Origin of the sequence: Phytobacter sp. RSE-02 (genome assembly GCF_040578655.1) — a bacterium.
Classification (GTDB): domain Bacteria; phylum Pseudomonadota; class Gammaproteobacteria; order Enterobacterales; family Enterobacteriaceae; genus Phytobacter; species Phytobacter diazotrophicus.
In genome coordinates this window covers 86,329-106,978 of the sequence record NZ_JBEULY010000008.1, presented here as the reverse complement: position 1 = coordinate 106,978, position 20,650 = coordinate 86,329, and the positions used below count along the sequence as shown (strand labels likewise).

Annotated in this window: 21 protein-coding genes; 8 read left to right on the top strand and 13 right to left on the bottom strand. The window is 52.4% G+C overall.

Annotation, left to right across the window (positions count from 1 at the left end; genetic code table 11):
- Nucleotides 1–2 precede the first annotated feature (2 nt).
- The 9 genes from hypA to ABU190_RS17385 form a co-directional block, all read right to left on the bottom strand.
- On the bottom strand, nt 3–347 hold the full coding sequence (gene hypA / locus ABU190_RS17425) for a hydrogenase maturation nickel metallochaperone HypA (RefSeq protein ID WP_071194557.1): 345 nt from the start codon (nt 345–347) through the stop codon (nt 3–5).
- Nucleotides 340–816 (bottom strand): hydrogenase-2 assembly chaperone, encoded by a 477-nt coding sequence (hybE, locus tag ABU190_RS17420; protein WP_354691959.1) that lies wholly within the window; start codon nt 814–816, stop codon nt 340–342. Before hybE ends, hypA begins: the two co-directional genes overlap by 8 nt.
- Nucleotides 809–1,303 carry a HyaD/HybD family hydrogenase maturation endopeptidase gene (locus ABU190_RS17415; protein ID WP_039078063.1) on the bottom strand — a complete coding sequence of 165 codons (495 nt, stop codon included), beginning with the start codon at nt 1,301–1,303 and terminating at the stop codon, nt 809–811. Before ABU190_RS17415 ends, hybE begins: the two co-directional genes overlap by 8 nt.
- Entirely contained in the window at nt 1,303–3,006 is a 1,704-nt protein-coding gene (gene hybC / locus ABU190_RS17410) for a hydrogenase 2 large subunit (RefSeq protein WP_039078064.1), read from the bottom strand. Before hybC ends, ABU190_RS17415 begins: the two co-directional genes overlap by 1 nt.
- Nucleotides 3,003–4,175 (bottom strand): Ni/Fe-hydrogenase cytochrome b subunit, encoded by a 1,173-nt coding sequence (gene hybB / locus ABU190_RS17405; protein WP_039078065.1) that lies wholly within the window; start codon nt 4,173–4,175, stop codon nt 3,003–3,005. The genes hybC and hybB overlap by 4 nt, the downstream gene beginning before the upstream one ends.
- Nucleotides 4,165–5,148 carry a hydrogenase 2 operon protein HybA gene (hybA, locus tag ABU190_RS17400; protein ID WP_132438597.1) on the bottom strand — a complete coding sequence of 328 codons (984 nt, stop codon included), beginning with the start codon at nt 5,146–5,148 and terminating at the stop codon, nt 4,165–4,167. Before hybA ends, hybB begins: the two co-directional genes overlap by 11 nt.
- Before the next feature lie 2 nt (nt 5,149–5,150).
- Nucleotides 5,151–6,278 carry a hydrogenase 2 small subunit gene (gene hybO, locus ABU190_RS17395; RefSeq protein WP_354691958.1) on the bottom strand — a complete coding sequence of 376 codons (1,128 nt, stop codon included), beginning with the start codon at nt 6,276–6,278 and terminating at the stop codon, nt 5,151–5,153.
- A 226-nt stretch (nt 6,279–6,504) separates the two neighbouring features.
- The gene (locus ABU190_RS17390; RefSeq protein WP_354691957.1) at nt 6,505–6,792 is read right to left on the bottom strand and encodes a DUF2623 family protein; all 288 of its coding nucleotides are present in this window, start codon (nt 6,790–6,792) and stop codon (nt 6,505–6,507) included.
- 65 nt (nt 6,793–6,857) lie between these two features.
- Nucleotides 6,858–8,507 carry a methyl-accepting chemotaxis protein gene (locus tag ABU190_RS17385; protein WP_354691956.1) on the bottom strand — a complete coding sequence of 550 codons (1,650 nt, stop codon included), beginning with the start codon at nt 8,505–8,507 and terminating at the stop codon, nt 6,858–6,860.
- 1,095 nt (nt 8,508–9,602) lie between these two features.
- Between ABU190_RS17385 and ABU190_RS17380 the strand changes: the two genes are divergently transcribed.
- From ABU190_RS17380 to ABU190_RS17370, 3 genes are all read left to right on the top strand, one after another.
- The gene (locus ABU190_RS17380; protein ID WP_354691955.1) at nt 9,603–10,643 is read left to right on the top strand and encodes an aldo/keto reductase; all 1,041 of its coding nucleotides are present in this window, start codon (nt 9,603–9,605) and stop codon (nt 10,641–10,643) included.
- 214 nt (nt 10,644–10,857) lie between these two features.
- Complete coding sequence (locus ABU190_RS17375) at nt 10,858–12,084, top strand: hypothetical protein (RefSeq protein WP_354691954.1); 1,227 nt, start codon at nt 10,858–10,860, stop codon at nt 12,082–12,084.
- 26 nt (nt 12,085–12,110) lie between these two features.
- Nucleotides 12,111–13,223 carry a phosphoserine transaminase gene (locus ABU190_RS17370; protein ID WP_039078071.1) on the top strand — a complete coding sequence of 371 codons (1,113 nt, stop codon included), beginning with the start codon at nt 12,111–12,113 and terminating at the stop codon, nt 13,221–13,223.
- A 48-nt stretch (nt 13,224–13,271) separates the two neighbouring features.
- Here ABU190_RS17370 and ABU190_RS17365 read toward each other — a convergent pair whose 3' ends face one another.
- Entirely contained in the window at nt 13,272–13,778 is a 507-nt protein-coding gene (locus ABU190_RS17365) for an ESA_00282 family adhesion-associated protein (RefSeq protein WP_039078072.1), read from the bottom strand.
- A 103-nt stretch (nt 13,779–13,881) separates the two neighbouring features.
- Here ABU190_RS17365 and ABU190_RS17360 point away from each other — a divergent pair, with 103 nt between their 5' ends.
- Nucleotides 13,882–14,286, top strand: coding sequence for a hypothetical protein (locus ABU190_RS17360; protein ID WP_354691953.1), 405 nt, complete (start codon nt 13,882–13,884; stop codon nt 14,284–14,286).
- A 1-nt stretch (nt 14,287) separates the two neighbouring features.
- Nucleotides 14,288–14,749, top strand: coding sequence for a cytoplasmic protein (locus tag ABU190_RS17355; protein ID WP_232034375.1), 462 nt, complete (start codon nt 14,288–14,290; stop codon nt 14,747–14,749).
- 194 nt (nt 14,750–14,943) lie between these two features.
- Here ABU190_RS17355 and exbD read toward each other — a convergent pair whose 3' ends face one another.
- Together exbD and exbB are read right to left on the bottom strand one after the other, a co-directional pair.
- The gene (gene exbD / locus ABU190_RS17350) at nt 14,944–15,369 is read right to left on the bottom strand and encodes a TonB system transport protein ExbD (RefSeq protein ID WP_125123857.1); all 426 of its coding nucleotides are present in this window, start codon (nt 15,367–15,369) and stop codon (nt 14,944–14,946) included.
- A gap of 6 nt (nt 15,370–15,375) precedes the next feature.
- Complete coding sequence (gene exbB / locus ABU190_RS17345) at nt 15,376–16,110, bottom strand: tol-pal system-associated acyl-CoA thioesterase (protein WP_039078076.1); 735 nt, start codon at nt 16,108–16,110, stop codon at nt 15,376–15,378.
- A 252-nt stretch (nt 16,111–16,362) separates the two neighbouring features.
- On the opposite strand from exbB, the gene metC reads away from it, so the two are divergent.
- Together metC and yghB are read left to right on the top strand one after the other, a co-directional pair.
- Nucleotides 16,363–17,550, top strand: a complete 1,188-nt coding sequence (gene metC, locus ABU190_RS17340) for a cystathionine beta-lyase (protein ID WP_354691952.1) — start codon at nt 16,363–16,365, stop codon at nt 17,548–17,550.
- Nucleotides 17,551–17,681: 131 nt separating this feature from the next.
- Nucleotides 17,682–18,341, top strand: a complete 660-nt coding sequence (gene yghB / locus ABU190_RS17335; protein WP_039078078.1) for a DedA family general envelope maintenance protein YghB — start codon at nt 17,682–17,684, stop codon at nt 18,339–18,341.
- A 39-nt stretch (nt 18,342–18,380) separates the two neighbouring features.
- Here yghB and ABU190_RS17330 read toward each other — a convergent pair whose 3' ends face one another.
- Nucleotides 18,381–19,280 (bottom strand): AraC family transcriptional regulator, encoded by a 900-nt coding sequence (locus tag ABU190_RS17330; protein ID WP_354691951.1) that lies wholly within the window; start codon nt 19,278–19,280, stop codon nt 18,381–18,383.
- Nucleotides 19,281–19,473: 193 nt separating this feature from the next.
- On the opposite strand from ABU190_RS17330, the gene yqhD reads away from it, so the two are divergent.
- Nucleotides 19,474–20,637, top strand: a complete 1,164-nt coding sequence (yqhD, locus tag ABU190_RS17325) for an alcohol dehydrogenase (protein ID WP_354691950.1) — start codon at nt 19,474–19,476, stop codon at nt 20,635–20,637.
- The last annotated feature ends 13 nt before the right edge of the window (nt 20,638–20,650 follow it).

Sequence of the window (20,650 nt, the reverse complement as noted above, 5' to 3'; positions counted from 1 at the left end):
AGCTACTCCTGATCGACTTCGATACTTTTGATTTGCATGCCGCTGTCGTTTTCCCGCTGCAAGCCGGGGCTGTGGCAATGCGGGCACACCTCATCCCCGCTCACCTCAACGCTTTCGTTGCAGTTCCAGCACCAGGCCAGCGAAGGACGCTGTGAAAGGTGCAACTGACACCCTTCTGCCACCGTTCCCCGGCAGGTTATCTCAAAGCCAAAACGCAGGGCGCTCTCCTCGATACAGGCAAACGCCCCCAGTTCCAGCCAGACGCCCGTTACCCGCTTTGCCCCATGCTGCTGAGCCTGTTGTTCAAGGATCTCAACCAGGTTCTGGCACAGGGAAAGCTCATGCATACTCGCCGCCTTTAAGGCCAGCAAACAGGGCTCGGCGGCTGAACTGCGGGTCACGCACCGGCAGAGAAAGCACCATGCGCAGGCAATCCTGGGCCAGCGTTTTCCCTTGCCCGACGGAGAGATCATGCGCCAATGGCGACATCAGTGAACAGGCGCAGTACTGGGATATCCCATCCAGTTCACCGACGGTAAACATCATCTCGCCAAAGGGAAGTTGCAGGCCGATCTTCTCCCCCACTTTTCGCGGGGGCCAGCACTGATCCGGGCCGGGAAAGATAGCCAGGCTCAGCATCCAGGGCGTCAATACGCAGCCGATCCATTGCCCTTCAAACAACGTAAAGCCGGGGACAAAAACCGGCATAGTCGGATGTAAAAAGGGCAAATCCTGCATCTCATCTGTGGCAATGCGCGCAAACGCAGCTTCCACCAGTTCATGTGGGGAATGTTGAAAACCGAGGAAATCAGACATACGCGCGCTCCCGTAATGCCGGTGTTACGCCGGATTCCTGTAGCGCCATAAGTACCGCCTGTAACGCAGGCTCCAGGCTTGCCTCAACGATTGGCGTCAGCCCGATGTTCGGCTCCAGCGAGTGGGGAATCACCCCCACCAGGGTAATGTTATCCGGGAATTCGCCGGTAAAGCGCAGGGCGGAAAGGACATCAGATAGCCCCAACTGATGGGGCGAGATTTTATTGTTGAACAGCACCGGCACCTCTTCATCACGCAGGATAAGCAGCGCGCCCGGCTCGCTTTTGCGCGACACGATCGCATCAACGATGATCAGGTGGGTGCGATTCGCCATGGCTTCCAGCAACTCCATGCCCGCAGTGCCGCCGTCCAGCACCTCTACGCCTTCTGGCATAACATAACGCTGCTCCAGCGCTTCAATAACGCGAACGCCAATACCTTCGTCGCTCAATAAAATGTTACCGACCCCCAGTACCAAAATACGCATCACAGCACCTTCACCGAGACAACATCGTTACCGTCCGCGTCGACAACATGCACCGCGCAGGCCATGCAAGGGTCAAACGAGTGGATGGTACGCACCACTTCCAGTGGTTTATTCGCATCCGCAATCGGGGTGCCAATCAGCGACTGCTCATACGGCCCGATATCGCCATTAGCATTACGCGGACCGGCATTCCAGGTCGACGGCACTACCGCCTGGTAGTTGCTGATTTTGCCGTCCTTGATCACCATCCAGTGCGACAACATGCCGCGTGGCGCTTCCAGGAAACCCACCCCTTTAAACTCGCCCGTCGCCGGAATATCCGGTTTCACGAACGTCACGTGGTCGCCTTTGCCGATATTGGTAATCAGCGCCTTGTATTGATGCTGCAGGATATGCTGTAGCTCGCAGGCGTGAACGGTACGGCCAATCACGCGGCCAAGTGTGGAGTGCAACTGCTCGACGCCAAGGGTTTTCCCGGTAAGTTTCTGGTAGATAGCAATGATATCGTTAAGTTTTTCCCAGGTCGTTTCCCGTTTCGCGGCCAGCTTATTGAGCATGTTCGCCAGCGGGCCAACCTCCACGGTTTTGCCATAGAAGGTGGGGGATTTCACCCAACTGTATTTGCCCTCGTCCTGCCAGCCCGTATAGGCAGGCACGGTCGTCCCTTCCCACGGCGCCTGCGGCTCCTCATCTTTATACCAGGCATGTTTCGCGCTCTCCTGAATCCCCTTGATCAGGTATTCGTCACTGTGGGAAGTGATTTCACGGCGGGTAGCGAGGTCCCCGTTGGCAATGTAGCCGCCGGGGAAAAGGAAGCTGCCATTCTGGGCATCAGTAGGGAATTCCGGCGCGCTCAGATAGTTAACCGCGCCTTTGCCCATCGTCAGCCATTCCGGGTAGAACGCCGCGATCACCGCCGTATCGACCTTGTAAACCTGCTCGACAAAGTCTTCCAGGCGGTCAATAAAGGTTTTGATGTACATCAGGCGCTCAAGATTGAGCACGCCCAGCCCATCGAGGTTAATCGGGTTAGCCACGCCGCCAACCGCCAGGTTCTGGATATGCGGGCTTTTGCCACCAAGCAACGCCACCACGCGGTTGGCATCACGCTGACACTCCAGCGCCTGCAGATAGTGCGCCACGGCAATCAGGTTAATTTCCGGCGGCAGTTTCATTGCCGGATGTCCCCAATAACCGTTGGCGAAAATACCTAACTGCCCGCTGGCAACCAGCGCTTTGATTTTCTGCTGCACTTTGGCGAACTCTTCGGCGCTGTTTAGCGACCAGTTCGAGATGCCTTTTAGCAATGCCGACGCTTTTTGCGGATCGGCCTGCAAAGCCGAGGTGATATCTACCCAGTCGAGTGCGGAAAGCTGGTAGAAATGCACGATATGGTCGTGGGTGGTGTGCGCCGCCAGAATAATATTACGGATGTACTGAGCGTTTAGCGGCACATTGATTTTCAATGCGCTTTCCGCCGCACGCACCGAGGAAATCGCATGGGTGGTGGTGCAAACGCCGCAAATGCGCTGCACGATCATCCACGCGTCGCGCGGATCCCGCCCCTTCACAATCTCTTCCATTCCGCGCCACATGGTTCCCGATGCCCAGGCACGGGAAACCACGCCATTTTCAATTTCGCAATCAATGCGTAAATGACCCTCAATACGGGTCACCGGATCGATGGTGATACGTTGACTCATGCTTTACTCGCCTCATGGCTTTCTGATTGTTTTAACGGGGGAATTATGGGTAACAGGCGGATAAGTAGGATGTACGCGCAAATCTCCGTTGCCACAAAACCAATGGAAATGATCAGCTCTTCAGCCGTTGGGAAGTAGTGGTAGCCGTCACCGGGGTTGAATGCCAGCAAAGAGTAGGACAGACGCCACAGCGCACAACCCAGCAGCATACTCACCGCACCGGTAAACAGGAATCGGGCGTCGTTGCGCAGGCGCGGCACACGAAACACCACCAGCGGGAAAGCCAGCAGCAGTATTTCGGCCCAGAACATCAGGCTGTAACCATCCCCGGCAAAAGCGAACGACAGTTTGTTACGCCAGATAAGCTCGCCAAAGCGCGCCACCAGAAACAGCGCCAACAGCACGCTCAACGTACCGGTAAGTTTACTGAACAGGTGCCGTTCATCCGGCCCGTTTCCTTTTAACCCCGCCTGTAGCAAAGAACCTTCAAAAATGAGGATGGAGAAGCCCATAATAAACGCCGTCAGCAACGAGAAAAGCGGCAGCATTTCATAGCTTTGCCACAGCGGATGCACTTTGTGTCCGGCGGCAATCATCAGCGATCCCATTGACGACTGGTGCATGGTGGGCAGTAACGCACCCAGCGCAATGATGAAAAACATCACTTTATTGAGCCGTTTTAGCGACACCTTCCAGCCCAGACGCTCCAGCAAAGCAGGGGCAAACTCCAGCGCCATCACGCCGATATAAATCGTCATGCACACCGCGGTCTCAAACAGCACCGAGTTGACGTTAAAATGGCCCGGAATGTAGAAATACGGCAGGTTCCAGTAACGACCAACGTCGACGGTAATGGATAAGCCCCCCAGCGAATAACCGAACAGGCTGGCCAGCAGTGCCGGGCGCACCAGCGGATGATATTCGCCACGATTAAAGGCATAGACCATCCAGGCGAGCGCCCAGCCGCCACAGGCGAAACCGGTGCCGATGAGCAAGTCGAAGGCGATCCAAATCCCCCACGGGTACCCGCCATTCAGGTCGGAAACGGATCCCAGACCGAAAACCAGGCGCTTGAGGATGAACAGCCCGCACAAGACGATCAGCGGCCCAAACATATAGATCGGTTTACTGAGTAACTTTCCGCCAAGCGGCTGCGGATCATGATGCATCGTCATCCCCTCCCTTATGGTCATCGCTTCGGGTATGGCGATACACCAGCGCGGTCAAACCCGCAAGAACGGCCAGCGGCAACATCATCCCCTTGTACACCGTATGCTGAATGTTTTCTGAACGCGCACCGGTCGAAACATCATCCAGCTCCGGCAAGCCCAGACAGGTATAAGGCACGCCCGTCAGCACCATAACCTGCGTGCCTCCCCCTTCATGCTCGCCATAAAGGTGCGGATGATATTTCGGGACTTCGCGAACGTTAGGATCGTTGGCATCCAGCGTCTGGCGCGGGTAAGGATATTCACTGCCGGGTTGCAGTTTCAGGCGCTTCTGCGCCTCGGCCAGCAACGCTTCGCGCGTACCGAAAATCACCGCGCCGGTTGGGCAGACTTCGACACACCCCGGCAGCCCCCCTTTGTTGAGCCGCTCCACGCCCGCCTGATTACAGAGCTCACATTTATGCAGCGCGCCGAAGGGGTTGTTGTAATCGTACTTCGGCACGTTGTAGGGACAGGCAACCATGCAATAGCGGCAGCCGGTACAGACGCTGGCGTCGTAATGGACGATGCCGGTTTTGGGATCTTTTTTCAGGGCCGAAACCGGGCAGACAGAAACACAGTTCGGGTCAACGCAGTGCATGCACTGTTTTTTGATGTAGGCATAACCGTCTGTCGGCTGATCTTTATGCTGCGCCGTACCGCTACGCCACACCTGGATAATATTGTTGGTATAGGGGGTGAGTTTGGCATTATTCGACCAGGTCTGTTCGCCCTGTGGGTTACGTGCCGGGAAGTTGATGTCCTGACAGCGGGTGACGCACGCCTGGCAACCGACGCACAGGGTGGAGTCGTAGAGCATTCCCCACGCGCCCGGTATCGCCGGGCGGTTATGCACAGCGGCGGAAACGGGTAGTGCTCCCCCCGCCAGTAGCGCTCCGCCGGAGGCCACCTTCAGAAAGTTACGTCTGTTCACGGTCACTCTCCCTGTGAGTCAGCGTTGTTTTTCTTTTGCTGGCGGCCCAGCTCGCGCACCGTCATTACCCCTACGCCTGCCAGTAATCCAACCACACCACCCAGCAGACCGACAGCGGAAGCCGACATCACGCCGCCTTCTTTGCTGTTCACCTGTGGCTTATCAACGCGAGGCGTGGTGTTTTCAACATGCGCCAGTTGGTGGATGCCTTTGTGGAAGCCAACGCCCTCTTCGTTACAGCCATAGCAAGGGTGACCAATGGAAACCGGCCAGACACCGCCCACGTCGCAGAATTGCAGCGTTGAACAGTTGCCCCAGGTTTCAGGACCTTTACATCCCAAATGGTAGAGGCACCAGCCTTCACGATGCCCGTCATCGCCAAACTCTTTGGCGAAGCGTCCGGCGTCGAAATGGGGACGCCGCTCGCAATGCTCGTGAATCAGGCGGCCATAGGCAAAGAGCGGACGGTTTTTCGCATCAAGCTTCGGCGGTTTGCCAAAGGTAATGATGTGCGCCACCGTGGCGAGGAAATTGTGTGGGTTCGGCGGGCAGCCTGGAATGTTAATCACCGTTTTACCTGGGAGCACCTCTTGCAGACCCACCGCCCCGGTGGGGTTAACCCCGGCTGCGGCCACACCGCCCCATGCAGAACAGGAACCAATCGCGATAATCGCCGCGGCATTTTCTGCCGCTTTACGGATATGGTCGATAATCGGTTCGCCCGCCACCATGCAATAAATGCCGTTGTCTTTAAGCGGAATCGAACCGTCTATCACCAGAACGTACTGCCCTTTATAGGTTTCCAGAGCGTGGTGTTTGTTCTCTTCGACCTGGTGACCAAACGCGGCGCTCAGTACTTCGTGGTACTCCAGCGAGATGGTTTCCAGCACGAGGTTTTCAACGGTGGGATGCGTTGCGCGAAGCAGCGATTCAGTACATCCAGTACACTCCTGCGCGCCAATCCAGACCACGGGCGGGCGCTTGCTCTGTGTAACGGCTTGCGCCATCTTCGCAGCAGCAGTGCTGCTAAGCCCCATCGTGGCTGCCAGTGCGGTACAAAGCTTCATAAAATCGCGACGATTAATGCCGCAGGAGGTAAAAGAAGTCAGTTGAGGAATTTCGTCGGCCATGCATTGTCATTCCTTTGCCAAAAATTAGCCCTGTTTTTACACTGGATTCAGGCAATGGGTGTGCGCGTGCGATCAAGTAATCATACAAAAAGTGTGTCTATACGAACGAAACATTCAATATCAGCGTGGTATGTCACAAAGTACAGGGTGTTTACACAAGGGATAAAAACGAAGAAAGCCACGCAGAAGCGTGGCTTTCTAAAAGGGTCAAAGGGTGCCGGTATGCTTAGCGTTCGGCCCGATAGCCAGCCATAAAAAAACGCATCACCGTGCCGGAATGGCTCTCACGGAAAAAATCCATGATCATCTCTTTATCCAGCCCATAACGGCGCGTCAGCACGCCAGCCTCCCAGGCACTCAGTTGCCTGTCACCGGTTTTTTCGAACATACGATGCGAAAAACCGAGCACAAAACCGCGTTTATAGTCAGAACAAAAATGCGCGACCCTACTGGCTTCATCCGCCCGTGTTGCCTTAAGCCCTGCCATCAACCCTTTGCCAAAATGGTTTTCCATTCTTACTGCCCTCAACCGATATATACATAACTATATAGCGATATTTTGAGCAGTAACAGTGTTATTTAAAACGAGACCCATTCATCTGACGAAGAAGCGGCTTTCTTAGCGGTACCGCGCAAGACAGGTGTTTTCACTGCTGTCGGCGCCGCGACATTGACCTGCTCATTAGCTGACAAACGGAACTGTTGTACAGAACGCTGCAACTCTTCTGTTTGTACCTCAAGCGCCGCCGCTGCAGCAGAAATTTCTTCTACCAGCGAGGCGTTCTGCTGGGTGACGCTATCCATCTGGGTGATGGCGACGCCTACCTGCGAAATGCCTTTGCTCTGCTCCGCAGATGCGGCGGCAATCTGTTTCATGATGGTGGTCACTTCGGTAACCGCACGCAGAATGCCTTCCATCGTAGTGCCGGTGTCATTGACCAGTTTGGCGCCTTTCTCCACGCGGGTAACGGAGTCCGCGATAAGCGATTCGATTTCTTTCGCCGCGCCTGCGCTTCGGCTGGCCAGGTTACGCACTTCGCCAGCAACGACCGCAAAGCCACGCCCCTGCTCACCCGCACGAGCAGCTTCGACAGCGGCGTTAAGTGCCAGGATATTGGTCTGGAAGGCGATGCTATTAATCACCGTGGTGATTTCCGCAATTTTCTTCGAGCTTTGAGAGATGCCATCCATTGTGCTGATAACTTCCTCTACCAGCGCGCCACCCTTACTTGCCGTTGAGGAGGCGACATCGGCCAATTCACTAGCCTGGCTGGCGTTATCGGCGTTCAGTTTCACCGTTGCCGTCAGTTGTTCCATGCTGGCCGCCGTCTGTTCCAGCGCTGCCGCCTGCTCTTCGGTACGGGAAGAGAGATCATTGTTGCCGCTGGAAATCTCGGTCGCGCCGCGCCAGATATTCTCACTACCGTTACGGATAGAGCTGACCGCATCTCGCAGGCTATCCTGAGTCGCACGCAGCAAGGGCACGACACGTCCTACGCAATTGCGGCCAAAATCGGGGATTGGCTGGCTAAGGTCACCCTGCGCCATTTTCGTGAAGTGAGCACGGATGGCATCCAACGGTCTCACCAGCATCGTCACCAGGTAGCGGTCGGTGAATAGCAGAATCAGTAACCCCAGCACCATTGCCACGATAATAATCGCACGGGTGATGTGGGTCTGGCTGTCAACCATCACACGGGTTTCGTCAAGACTGACACCTGCCGCTTTATTAAAGCTGTCAGTGGTTGCGCCAAATGCCCGACTCAATGCAGGGGTCACGTTGTTTGCCTGCTGACGATAGGCTTCAACCGACCCTTGTTGGGCCGCCTGCATCTGCGGTGTGATGCCCTGATCAAGCAGTGCCTGCCAGGCAGCGATGACCTGTTCCGATACCTTCGGATCCATAGGTCCCGGAGAGATAGCTTTAAACTCGGTAAGTTTTTTCGCCATGCTCTCAAGCGACTGCTGTGCAGGGGCAAAATCGACTGCACCGCCTGCGCTTTTTGCCTCCATCGCACGACTAAGGCGCGTAACAAAACGGAAGTATTGGTCATTGCCCTGGCTAAGCAACGTCATCTGTGACACAAGCTGGCGATCAACTTCATTGCCATCTGCCACTTTTGAAAGAGAGAAAACGCTATACAAACCGACACCGGACCACAACAGGCCAAAAATGCCCAGGATCACCAGCATGACGATTCGGATAGTAAAGTTTTGAAGCATACGCATAATTATTTCCTTGCAGTGAAGGGACATGCTTACTCGGAATTGAGAGTTAATTCCTTTATCGGCAACATTTAGGAAATTTGTATAGTTCAAAGTAAAAAATTGATCACAAAATGGGCAATATTTGTCCATATCCCATCGTGGTTTACCTTCACTTATGGATGTTATTTTCTGAAAACAAGGTGCGGTATCTCATTCATTTTTTAAGGTTAGCAACCTAACTAAACCCTATGTAACTGCTTTATATTATGAGAGAAATTTATTGATGAGTTATTAGATCTGCAATTGAAATTAAAATTCAAAACGTTTTTTACAAATAAAATAAAAATTAAAAAAATATCTGAGAAAATATTATAAATAAACAACAAAAGACACAATAAAGGAAAAACAAAAAACCAGCCCTGAAGTAAAAATTAAAAACAACAATACAAGAATCATAATATAATATAAAAATAATCATTAACCATGCTGCCATAAATAAAATCAAAGAGACAATAACCATACCATTTGTAATGTTAATGCGTTTTTTGTTACCCGTAATGGTGACAAAAGGCGGTTTCCACCGTGACGTGCAGAGAGAATGATAACCTTCTGATTGAAATGCGATAAATCGTACAGCGCAATGCTTTGAAAGTGACACTGCGCAGGCAGGATTACGGGAAGCGTGGAAAACCAACGGTTATTTCGATCATATTCAATAAATATAATTTATCGTTTGTCCGTCTCATAACAACAATGGTTCGCGAACGTCATAGCCTAAGAATTTTCTCAGAAAATTTGCGCATCTTCCGGAAAAGCTCGTATGTCGCACCACCGCCAGCCCTGTCGATATGAAGCATTTGCGCAAGCCTATTTTACCTTGCCGTAACGTCTTGAACACAATATAACCTCAACGCCCAGAGCCCCTTCGCCGGAGTTCAGTGTCGACAATCTATTTCAGCACCTGACAACCTCAAAAAACAAATAATCGCACGACGTTATCATTAGAAAGAAGAACACTAACGAAGAGATTTTTTTATCCCGTCGAGAGCACGTCACCAGAACCGTTATAGAATAAAAACACTGTTTCGACCTTACATCTACAAGAAAGGAGACATCATGCCCTGGTTTGCCAACCCTGCTCGCTATGAGCAGATGCAGTATCGTTACTGCGGTAAAAGCGGCCTGCGCCTGCCCGCACTGTCGCTGGGTTTGTGGCACAGCTTCGGCCATGTTCAAGCCCTTGATTCCCAGCGGGCGCTGTTACGTAAAGCCTTCGATTTAGGCATCACCCATTTTGATTTAGCCAATAACTACGGTCCGCCTCCGGGTAGCGCGGAAGAAAACTTTGGGCGTTTGCTGCGTGAAGATTTCACCGCTTACCGCGATGAGTTGATCATATCCACCAAAGCAGGATATGACATGTGGCCCGGCCCTTACGGTTCCGGCGGCTCCCGTAAGTACTTACTCGCCAGCCTCGATCAAAGCCTGAAACGCATGGGGCTGGACTACGTCGATATCTTCTATTCGCATCGTGTCGATGAGAATACGCCGATGGAAGAGACCGCTGCCGCCCTGGCACAGGCCGTACAGAGCGGCAAAGCGCTCTATGTCGGTATCTCCTCTTATTCAACGCCGCGAACCCAGACAATGGTAGCGCTGCTGCACGAGTGGAAGATTCCCCTGTTGATCCATCAGCCTTCTTACAACTTGCTTAACCGCTGGGTCGATAAAACCGGCTTACTGGATACGCTCGACGCCAACGGCGTTGGCTGTATTGCCTTTACCCCGCTGGCACAGGGATTGCTGACCGGAAAATACCTTAACGGGATCCCGGAAGGTTCGCGGATGCAGAAAGAAGGGAAGAAGGTTCGCGGCCTGTCGGAAAAAATGCTGACCGAAGCCAACCTCAGCAGCCTGCGGCTGCTCAATGAGATGGCCACCGCGCGTGGGCAATCCATGGCCCAGATGGCCCTGAGCTGGCTGCTGAAAGACGACCGTGTCACCTCCGTGTTGATCGGCGCAAGCCGTCCGGAGCAACTGGAAGAAAACGTGCTGGCGCTAAACAATCTAACATTCAGTGAACACGAACTGGCGCAGATCGATAAGCATGTTGCCGACGGTGAACTCAACCTCTGGCACGCCTCCTCCGATAAGTAAAAATGAAGGGGGCACAGTTCCCCCTTCTTTTATTACCATTCAGGTGGTTTATCGGCATTTCATAGAAAAATTCGCACTATTTACCCCAGCAATGACGCACTTTCCGAGGGTAACTCTCGTTATCCCGCTTTTTATCCCCGCTAATCACCGCATTGCCATCTGGTCATTTATAGCATCATAAGTCATATCGACTGTATAACCAGAGGCACTCAGTATGTCGTTAACGTCAGAGCCGGAAGCTCAATCGTTGCCATTCCTGGGAATGGCGCCGTTTTTACGTATGAGCATCGCAGGTATTGACTTCTCCTCTATGGCACAAGAAATGATCGCCCTTGCGGAAAAAGCACCGGAAGATGCGACCCTGTGGATGAACCTTGCCACGGCCATGATGAGCCTGAAACATGAAGAGTTAGGTCTGCAAATTCAAAACCAGGCGCTGCAGATGCAACGCGTTTACCACTGGCATGCGCGTCAGCCAACGAAACTGCGTGTACTGATGCTGATGGTGCCGGGTAATCTTTCGGCCAATATTCCGCTCGACTGCCTGCTTGAAGATAGCGACGTCGATCTCATCAATTACTATGTTGATCCCACTGCGCCGCATCCGTTGACGTCACCCGTGCCGGAACATGATCTGGTGATGGTGGCGATTGGTGCCAGCGACGAACAAAGTGCCGTTTTGCAGCGCCTGGAGAATGTTCTGCGCGACTGGCCTACGCCGGTCCTGAATCCGCCTCAAAACGTCCCCAATTCTGAACGCCACAACGCCAGTATCCTGCTGCAAAATGTGCCCGGTCTGGTGATCTGCCCGGCGCTGCATATCGGCCGCCAGTCCCTGCAATCTGTGGCAGCGGGAGAGAAGTCCGTCTCCGATATCGCCGAAGATCACGCCTTTCCGATTATTCTGCGCCCGGTCGGCAGCCATGGTGGTCATGGTCTACAAAAAGTGGAAAACCGTGAGGCCGTCGCGTCCTATCTGCAGCAGAACGACGAGGATACGTTTTTCTTGTCCCGTTTCGTGGATTACAGCGGTGACGACGGTCTGTTTCGCAAAATGCGCCTGGTGCTAATCGACGGCAAAGCGTATGCCTGCCATATGGGCGTGTCGTCCAACTGGATGATCCATTACGTCAACGCAGGGATGTACGAAGACGAAAACAAACGCGCTCAGGAGGCTCGCTTCCTGAACGAATTCGCTGATTTTGCCGCACGCCACCGTGATGCACTGGACGCAATTAGCCAGCGCACGGGTCTTGAGTACATCGGTATCGATTGTGCCGAGACGCAGAACGGCGAACTGCTGATTTTTGAAATCGATCCGGCGATGGTCGTGCACGCCATGGACGACGAAGTGATGTTTCCCAACAAGCAGATTCATATGCATAAAGTCAAAACTGCGATGCGGGAAATGTTGTTACAACGGGCCGGTAAAACGCTCTAACCCATTTATGCTACACAGGTATGAACATGTCATTGAATCCGAATAACGCACTGAACTTCTCCGGCGGCCCGGGCGCGCTGCCCGAGGTGGTATTAAACCAGGTCCAACAGGCGATCATTAATGTCCCTGAGGCGGGGCTGTCCATTCTTGGTATCAGCCACCGTTCAGACTGGTTTGAAAATGTGGTGCGTGAAACCGAAAACAATATCCGCACGCTGTTAGGCCTGCCTTCCAACTACCATATCCTGTTCCTGCAGGGTGGTGCGACACAGCAGTTCTCTATGGTCCCAATGACCATGCTGCGGGGGAAAAAACACCCGGCAGAATATTTTGATACCGGCTACTGGAGCCGTAAAGTTGTAACCGAGGCCATGCGTGAAGGCCCGGTTCGCGTCATCTGGAGCGGTGAGGAACATGGTTATCGCCGTCTGCCGACCGATGAAGAGTTAGATTTTTCGCCGGACGCTCCGTACATTCACTATGTCTCTAACGAGACGGTAGAAGGTCTGCAGTTCAATCGTATTCTGGGCCGCGACGACGTGCCGCGCGTCTGTGACATGTCTTCTGACTTTTTGTCTAAGCCATGTGAGGCCGATAAATTCTCGCTGATTTATGCCCATGCGCAGAAAAACATTGGTCCGGCAGGCGTTACCATCGTACTGGTTCGTGACAGCGTGGTACAAAACGCCCCGGATAACCTGCCGTCATTCCTGGATTATCGCCGCCAGGTTGAGTCACACTCGAACTTCAACACCCCGCCGGTCTTCGCAATTTATGTTGTACTGCTGGTCACACGCTGGCTGCTCAATGACGTTGGTGGGCTGGAAAACATGGCTCAAATCAACCAGCAAAAAGCGAAATTACTGTATGGCCTGATTGACGGCAGCAATGATTTCTACCGCCCATGGGGTGAAGCGGCTTTCCGTTCTGATATGAATGTTGCGTTCAATTTGCCGACGAAAGAGCTGGAAGCGTTGTTCCTGAATGAAGCGACAGCCGCTGGATTCTCCGGCCTTGGCGGTCACCGCGCGATTGGCGGCGTACGCGCTTCAATCTATAACGCGCTGACGCTCGGTGCGGTAGAGAAACTGACCGGCTTTATGGAAGATTTCCGCTTTAAACACCACGCGAAATATTGATTCGCCAGCTCCACTGCTGCTCCGGCAGCAGTGGAGCGTCACGACAGGTTACACCTGTGCCGGGTCTATCTCCGGGCGCTGATATTCCGGCCATACCAGCACGACCAGTTCCGGGTAGGCCTCCATGCTGAACTCGCGAAAACACTGGCGCAGGTTCAACACATCAAGGTCAGAGTGCATCACTTTTTCGCCGTTTAAACAGCGCTTTTTAATATTGTCATAATACTTGTAGACGGCAGAATTGAGATCGCTGCAACGGCGCTGCGCCTCAAATAACCCAGGTACACTATTTATCTCCGCCATGTTCATGCGTTTAATCGTCGCATGAAGAAAATCGATATATTCATGATTTACACGCCAGTACCACACCGGGGTAATGGCATTCATTAGCATTGCGAAATGGTCTTCGCCCTCCTCTTTAGACAGAGGCTTAGCTTGCGGCGCCAACGTTTCAGTTTCAGCTATGGACGGCTTTTTATTGTTTTCGCGCATCAATAAAAGTACGCCACCCGTTAACAGCAATAAAATGACAACAGAATAATAAATACTGTTCATATGCAGGCTCCATTTTTTTTGATTTTAAAAGTGCGCCATGATATTGTCAACGAACCTCACGCCTGAACTTCGCCTACCTTATTGATATTAAAGGATATTAGAAATGCTCCCCGAGAATCTTGTCCCGGCTCGATTTCACATTTCCGTTACGGAAACAGAACCGGGAGAAGCAGAAAAAGACACTAATTTAACTCAGGGAAAAAGAACGCTCTCTGATTATGCCAGCGATATATTAGCGAATGCCAATCATACCGGTCAGTCGCGGAATATGTTGCTTGAAGAGCGCGATCGTCATATAAAAGATCGATTATATCGTGTGGTAAAAATCGAAACTTTTGCCCGCCTGCTGAACGATTTGCAAGCCGAAGGCGAGATTGATGCACAGACATTAAGCCAAATAATTTCCGAAAAGACCAAACAAATTAATGAAGCTGGAAATGAAATTTGGCTTAATCTCATTACCCGCGAAAAAGATACGCCTTTGTTTTATAAGCTAGGGGATGAATGACGTGGAGAAAATAGATAATAACGACGTTTATTTGACTTTAGACAATCAACCCAGCGACGAATTTATCTTAAAGCAAAATATTGATGCACTGATTCAGAGTAAAAACGCCACCATACAGCGCATTGCCCATGAGCTCATCTCTATCCCTGCGGCCCTTGTACGATTAAAGTGGCAAAATCGCCGGGAAATCTATGCCTTTCAGGTAAAAGAAGAGATCTATGGTGCGACCATAAACGCTATCGTGGAGGAGCGCCCTGAACTGCTGGAAAAAATAATGGCCAGGCTGGAAGCCAATTACCAGCATATCCTTGCCAGAGAGACAGCAACACTGCGCATCAGCCGTAAGCTTGCCGATGAAGAATATCGTACCGCGGTTGTGACGACCGTTGCGCCTGAGGAAAAACCTGCGTCAGAAGACGCGGCAACGCCCCTCACGTCAGAGCCTGCGCAAGCAGCGAAATAACCTTATAATCCTTCCCCTTATTACCAATAATTATTCACCTCATTTGGCTATTTCCTGAATAACCCCTGTTTTTATTGGCTTATGCATTGTTACATTAACATCCCTTAAAATAAGGTGTTATATCGTCGGCTGAGTGGCGCCCTGAAAACAAAAAGGCCGACCCGCAGGCCAGCCTTAATAAGCAAACGCGAAGGTTACTTCGCGGCTGCAACCTCTTCGCCGACCAGGCCAATTTTGAGATAGCCCGCGCGATGCAGAGTATCCATCACCTTCATGATGGTTTCGTAATCAACAGTCTTATCCGCACGGAAGAAGACCGTCGTGTCTTTCTTCCCTTCGGTGATGGCATCAAGCTGAGTCACCATCGTTTCGTCAGTCACCGGATCGTTACCAATGAACATGCTGTTATCCGCTTTGACGGACAGGTAAATGGGTTTTTCCGGACGCGGCTGCGGCTGACTGGTGGAAGCCGGCAGATTAACTTTCACATCTACCGTTGCAAGCGGCGCAGCCACCATGAAGATAATCAGCAGAACCAGCATAACGTCGATAAACGGCGTTACGTTGATTTCGTGCATTTCGCCGTTATCGTCGAGGTTTTCGTTAAGACGCATTGCCATGGGGCATCAACCTACTCGTAGTTTCTGGGCGGCGTGAACGGGTTTTGCAGCGGCGCTGGCAGCCAGATCCAGATCGCGGCTTTGCAGCAGCAGAACCTGTGCGGCAACATCACCCAGCGTCGCTTTATAACCGCCGATCATGCGGGCGAAGATGTTATAGATAACCACCGCAGGAATCGCCGCCACCAGACCGATCGCGGTAGCCAGCAACGCTTCCGCGATACCCGGTGCAACCACAGCAAGGTTAGTGGTCTGCGTCTGAGCAATACCAATGAAGCTGTTCATGATGCCCCATACGGTGCCAAACAGCCCCACGAACGGGGAAATAGCGCCAATCGTCGCAAGATAACCATTACCACGGCCCATATGACGGCCCGTAGCGGCAACGCGACGCTCAAGGCGAAAACCCGTACGCTCTTTAATACCTTCGTTATCTTCGCTACCCGCGGACAACTCCAGCTCATTTTGGGCTTCGTTAATTAACTGCGTGCTGAGGCTTCTGGCATGGAAAGCGGAGGCGATGTCACTGGCCTGATCCAGCGAACGGGCATCAGCCAGCAGTTGCTGTTCACGTTTAAGACGGCGTTTATGCGCAATCATCTCAGCACTTTTACTAAAGAAGATTGCCCAGGTGACCACTGATGCCAAAATCAACCCGATCATCACAATTTTTACTACGATGTCGGCATGTTGATACATACCCCAAACGGAAAGATCCGCCTGCATCAAATTATTACCCACTGTGTATCTCCACGACGCATATCACAAAATCTGAGCATAATAATATCAAAACATCGTCGAATTGATAGTAGTTCTCATTAGTATTTACATACTGCCGCAATATTCCCGCTTTTTCCTTGCGCTCACGCAGTAAAAAAGTTTCATCGCCGAATATTCATAAAATTTTATGCTTTATCAGAACAGGCACCGATGCATCGTCCGGCATTCATGGTAGTCTGGACATCCAGACGTATAAAAACAGGTTAGGCGAACATGACGGCGAAGCATATTGATACCGCTCTGGTGAACGCGGGGCGCAGCAAAAAATACACGCAGGGTTCGGTGAATAGTGTCATTCAACGGGCTTCCTCCCTGGTTTTTGACACTGTCGAAGCGAAAAAGCAGGCCACGCGTAATCGCGCAAAAGGCGAGCTTTTTTACGGGCGTCGCGGCACGCTGACTCATTTCTCGTTACAGGACGCCATGTGTGAGCTGGAAGGCGGTGCGGGCTGTGCCCTTTTTCCGTGTGGCGCTGCGGCAGTGGCAAATACCATTCTGGCGTTTGTAGAACAGGGCGACCATATCCTGATGACCAATAGCGCCTATGAGCCAAGCCAGGATTTTTGTACAAAGATCCTCACCAAACTCGGCGTGACCACCAGTTGGTTTGACCCGATGATCGGCTCAAGCATTGTGCGTCTGATTCAGCCCAATACGAAAATCGTGTTCCTCGAATCCCCTGGCTCCATCACCATGGAAGTTCATGACGTACCGGCAATTGTGCAGGCGGTCCGAAGCGTTGCGCCAGAGGCGATCATTATGATCGACAATACCTGGGCGGCAGGCATTCTCTTTAAAGCCCTTGAATTCGATATCGACATTTCTATTCAGGCAGCGACCAAATACCTGATTGGCCACTCTGATGGGATGATCGGCACAGCGGTTTCCAACGCCCGTTGTTGGGATCAACTGCGTGAGAATGCCTATCTGATGGGGCAAATGGTCGATGCGGATACGGCGTATATGACCAGCCGTGGCCTGCGTACCCTTGGCGTACGTCTGCGGCAGCATCATGAAAGCAGTCTGAAAATCGCCGAGTGGCTGGCTTCACAGGCGCAAGTCGCACAGGTTAACCATCCGGCGCTGCCCGGGAGCAAAGGTCACGAGTTCTGGAAGCGCGATTTTAGCGGTAGCAGCGGCCTGTTTTCCTTCATTCTGAACAAGCGTCTTAACAATGAAGAGCTGGCGGCCTATCTCGATAATTTCTCACTGTTCAGCATGGCCTACTCCTGGGGTGGGTATGAATCATTAATTCTGGCAAATCAACCGGAACAGATCGCGGCTATTCGTCCAGATGGCGGCGTGGATTTTAGCGGTACTCTGATTCGCGTTCATATTGGTCTGGAAGATGTTGATGATTTAATTGAAGATTTGGCCGCTGGTTTCCAGCGTATCGTTTAAATTGTTAACTGCCGGTTGAAAATTCTGATTACGCTAGCAGAATACTCTGTATTAATTGCGCCTGGGATCAAGGTGTTTCGGGCGATAAGCAGGTACAATAGCCTTCTCTAAGCGGTACCACAGGAAAGTCCATGGCTGTAATTCAAGACATTATCGCTGCGCTCTGGCACCACGACTTTGCAGCGCTGGCGAACCCACATATTGTTGGCGTCGTCTATTTCGTGATGTTTGCCACACTCTTTTTAGAAAACGGATTGCTTCCGGCCTCGTTTTTACCTGGGGACAGTTTGCTTTTATTGGCTGGCGCACTGGTGGCGCGTGGTTGCATGGACTACCTGTCGACACTCCTGATCCTGACGTCTGCCGCCAGCCTGGGCTGCTGGTTAAGCTACCTGCAGGGACGTTGGTTGGGGAATACGCGAGTGGTGAAGAGCTGGCTGGCGCAGTTGCCGGAGAAATATCACCAGCGCGCAACCTGCATGTTTGACCGTCACGGTTTGCTGGCGCTGCTGGCCGGGCGCTTCCTGGCTTTCGTGCGTACTCTGTTGCCAACCATGGCTGGCATTTCAGGCTTGTCCAGTCGCCGCTTTCAGCTTTTCAACTGGCTCAGTGGCCTGCTGTGGGTCGGCATGATCACCACGCTGGGCTATGCCATTAGCATGATCCCCTTCGTTAAGCGCCATGAAGATCAGGTGATGACATTCCTGATGATTCTGCCACTTTTCCTGCTGGTCGCCGGGCTGGTGGGTACGCTGGCCGTCGTGATTAAGAAAAAATACTGCAGCGCCTGATACCTTTCCTTTTTCCTTCTCCTAAAAGGAGAAGGAAAATCATCCCGCTTGCATCATGCGAATTCTCGCAGCATCTTCCCCCGGCGTGACGCCAAAATAGCGTTTAAACTCGCGGCTGAATTGCGACGGGCTCTCATACCCCACACGAATGGCCGCAGCACTGGCTTTCATACCATCATGGATCATCATCATTCTCGCTTTGTGCAGGCGGTAGCTTTTAAGGTACTGCAACGGCGAGGTGCTGGTCACCGACTTAAAGTTATGGTGAAACGCCGAGACGCTCATATTGGCTTCCGCCGCCAGTTCGTCGACGCTCAGGTTTTCCGTGTATTGGCTCTCAATGCGTTTCAGCACCCGGCTGATTAAGCTGAAATGGGTCTGGCGGCTAACCAGCGCCAGCAGTGCGCCGCCACGCGGTCCAGTGAGCACGTGATAGAGCAGCTCGCGAATGATCTGTTTTCCCAGAATACGGGCATCCAGCGGGCGTTCCATCACGTCGAGTAAACGTTCCGCCGCACACAGGATCTCTTCGGACAGGGTGGCAGAGTTGATACCGCTTGCCGCCATCGCAGGCTGAAAAGATTCATCCTCGCCAATATCCATCAGCAGCTCCTGTAGCTGCAGAATGTCGACGTTAAGGCGTAACCCCGCCAGCGGAACCTCCGGCGTTGCATAGGTCTCACACTCAAAGGGTAAGGGTACGGTAAGCAGTAAATATTCATTGGTATCGTAGCGAAATACACGCTCGTTGATATAACCAATCTTATGGCCGGAGAAGAGAAAAACGATCCCCGGTTGATACATTACCGGCGTGCGGGTTCCCGGTTCAGTACCATAAAGTAAACGGATATCCGGAAGCAGCGTACTGAGATAGTTTTCATTATTTTTCAGTAGCTTTACTTTTTTCGTTAGCGCCTGGCAAATCTCGTCACGGTTCATAGCTCGCCGCTCCTTCACAGTTTTTCGACCGCTACAGTGTGCAATCTTTTGTGCGGTTTCTCCAGTAAGCTGGAGAAACAGGCAAGACATCGGCAGAAATGTGCATTGAGAGGAAAGCCCACCACGGCCACAATTATTGCCATCGGGCAGCATACTGCCTGCTCATCAATCACCCACATAAAGGGAACGAGCAATGAACAACTTTAATCTCCATACCCCTACCCGCATCCTGTTTGGTAAAGGCGCAATTGCCGATTTGCGTGAACAAATCCCGGCTGACGCTCGCGTCCTGATTACCTACGGCGGCGGTAGCGTGAAGAAAAACGGTGTGCTGGATCAGGTGTATAGCGCGCTGGAAGGTCTGGATGTGCGGGAATTCAGCGGTATCGAACCCAATCCGTCTTACGAAACGCTGATGAAAGCCGTCAAAATCGCGCAGGATGAAAAAATTACCTTCCTGCTGGCGGTCGGCGGCGGCTCAGTGCTGGATGGCACCAAATTCATCGCTGCAGCGGCGCATTACGCAGAAGGCGTAGATCCGTGGGAAATTCTGCAAACCTACGGCAGCAAAATCAGCAGCGCAATCCCGATGGGTTCCGTGCTGACGCTGCCGGCAACCGGCTCCGAATCCAACAAAGGCGCGGTTATCTCCCGTAAAACCACTGGCGATAAACAAGCGTTTATGTCTGAACACGTTCAGCCGATTTTTGCCGTGCTGGATCCGGTTTATACCTACACTCTGCCACCGCGCCAGGTCGCTAACGGTGTTGTGGACGCCTTCGTGCATACCGTCGAGCAATATGTCACTTACCCGGTAAACGGCAAAATCCAGGATCGTTTCGCTGAAGGCATTCTGCTGACGCTGATTGAAGAAGGTCCGAAAGCGCTGAAAGAACCGGAAAACTATGATGTCCGCGCCAACGTCATGTGGGCGGCCACCCAGGCGCTAAACGGCCTGATTGGTGCGGGTGTGCCGCAAGACTGGGCGACCCATATGCTCGGCCATGAACTGACGGCAATGCACGGTCTTGATCATGCCCAGACGCTGGCGATAGTACTCCCTGCCCTGTGGAATGAAAAACGCGACACCAAGCGCGCCAAACTGCTGCAATACGCAGAACGCGTCTGGAATATCAGCGAAGGTTCTGAAGACAGTCGTATCGATGCCGCTATTGAAGCAACCCGTGGTTTCTTTGAGCAGATGGGTGTGCCGACGCGTCTGTCCGGTTACGGTCTGGACGGCAGTTCTATCCCTGCATTGCTGGCAAAACTGGAAGAACATGGCATGACAAAACTCGGTGAACATCAGGATATTACTCTTGAAGTCAGCCGTCGCATTTACGAAGCGGCACGCTAAGCTTTTTACTCCG

Excerpts from the sequence above, each read along its gene's own strand:
- hypA (WP_071194557.1), bottom strand. The coding sequence starts at position 347 with ATGCATGAGCTTTCCCTGTGCCAGAACCTGGTTGAGATCCTTGAACAA.
- hybE (WP_354691959.1), bottom strand. The coding sequence starts at position 816 with ATGTCTGATTTCCTCGGTTTTCAACATTCCCCACATGAACTGGTGGAA.
- ABU190_RS17415 (WP_039078063.1), bottom strand. The coding sequence starts at position 1,303 with ATGCGTATTTTGGTACTGGGGGTCGGTAACATTTTATTGAGCGACGAA.
- hybC (WP_039078064.1), bottom strand. The coding sequence starts at position 3,006 with ATGAGTCAACGTATCACCATCGATCCGGTGACCCGTATTGAGGGTCAT.
- hybB (WP_039078065.1), bottom strand. The coding sequence starts at position 4,175 with ATGCATCATGATCCGCAGCCGCTTGGCGGAAAGTTACTCAGTAAACCG.
- hybO (WP_354691958.1), bottom strand. The coding sequence starts at position 6,278 with ATGGCCGACGAAATTCCTCAACTGACTTCTTTTACCTCCTGCGGCATT.
- ABU190_RS17390 (WP_354691957.1), bottom strand. The coding sequence starts at position 6,792 with ATGGAAAACCATTTTGGCAAAGGGTTGATGGCAGGGCTTAAGGCAACA.
- ABU190_RS17385 (WP_354691956.1), bottom strand. The coding sequence starts at position 8,507 with ATGCGTATGCTTCAAAACTTTACTATCCGAATCGTCATGCTGGTGATC.
- ABU190_RS17380 (WP_354691955.1), top strand. The coding sequence starts at position 9,603 with ATGCCCTGGTTTGCCAACCCTGCTCGCTATGAGCAGATGCAGTATCGT.
- ABU190_RS17375 (WP_354691954.1), top strand. The coding sequence starts at position 10,858 with ATGTCGTTAACGTCAGAGCCGGAAGCTCAATCGTTGCCATTCCTGGGA.
- ABU190_RS17370 (WP_039078071.1), top strand. The coding sequence starts at position 12,111 with ATGTCATTGAATCCGAATAACGCACTGAACTTCTCCGGCGGCCCGGGC.
- ABU190_RS17365 (WP_039078072.1), bottom strand. The coding sequence starts at position 13,778 with ATGAACAGTATTTATTATTCTGTTGTCATTTTATTGCTGTTAACGGGT.
- ABU190_RS17360 (WP_354691953.1), top strand. The coding sequence starts at position 13,882 with ATGCTCCCCGAGAATCTTGTCCCGGCTCGATTTCACATTTCCGTTACG.
- exbD (WP_125123857.1), bottom strand. The coding sequence starts at position 15,369 with ATGGCAATGCGTCTTAACGAAAACCTCGACGATAACGGCGAAATGCAC.
- metC (WP_354691952.1), top strand. The coding sequence starts at position 16,363 with ATGACGGCGAAGCATATTGATACCGCTCTGGTGAACGCGGGGCGCAGC.
- yghB (WP_039078078.1), top strand. The coding sequence starts at position 17,682 with ATGGCTGTAATTCAAGACATTATCGCTGCGCTCTGGCACCACGACTTT.
- ABU190_RS17330 (WP_354691951.1), bottom strand. The coding sequence starts at position 19,280 with ATGAACCGTGACGAGATTTGCCAGGCGCTAACGAAAAAAGTAAAGCTA.
- yqhD (WP_354691950.1), top strand. The coding sequence starts at position 19,474 with ATGAACAACTTTAATCTCCATACCCCTACCCGCATCCTGTTTGGTAAA.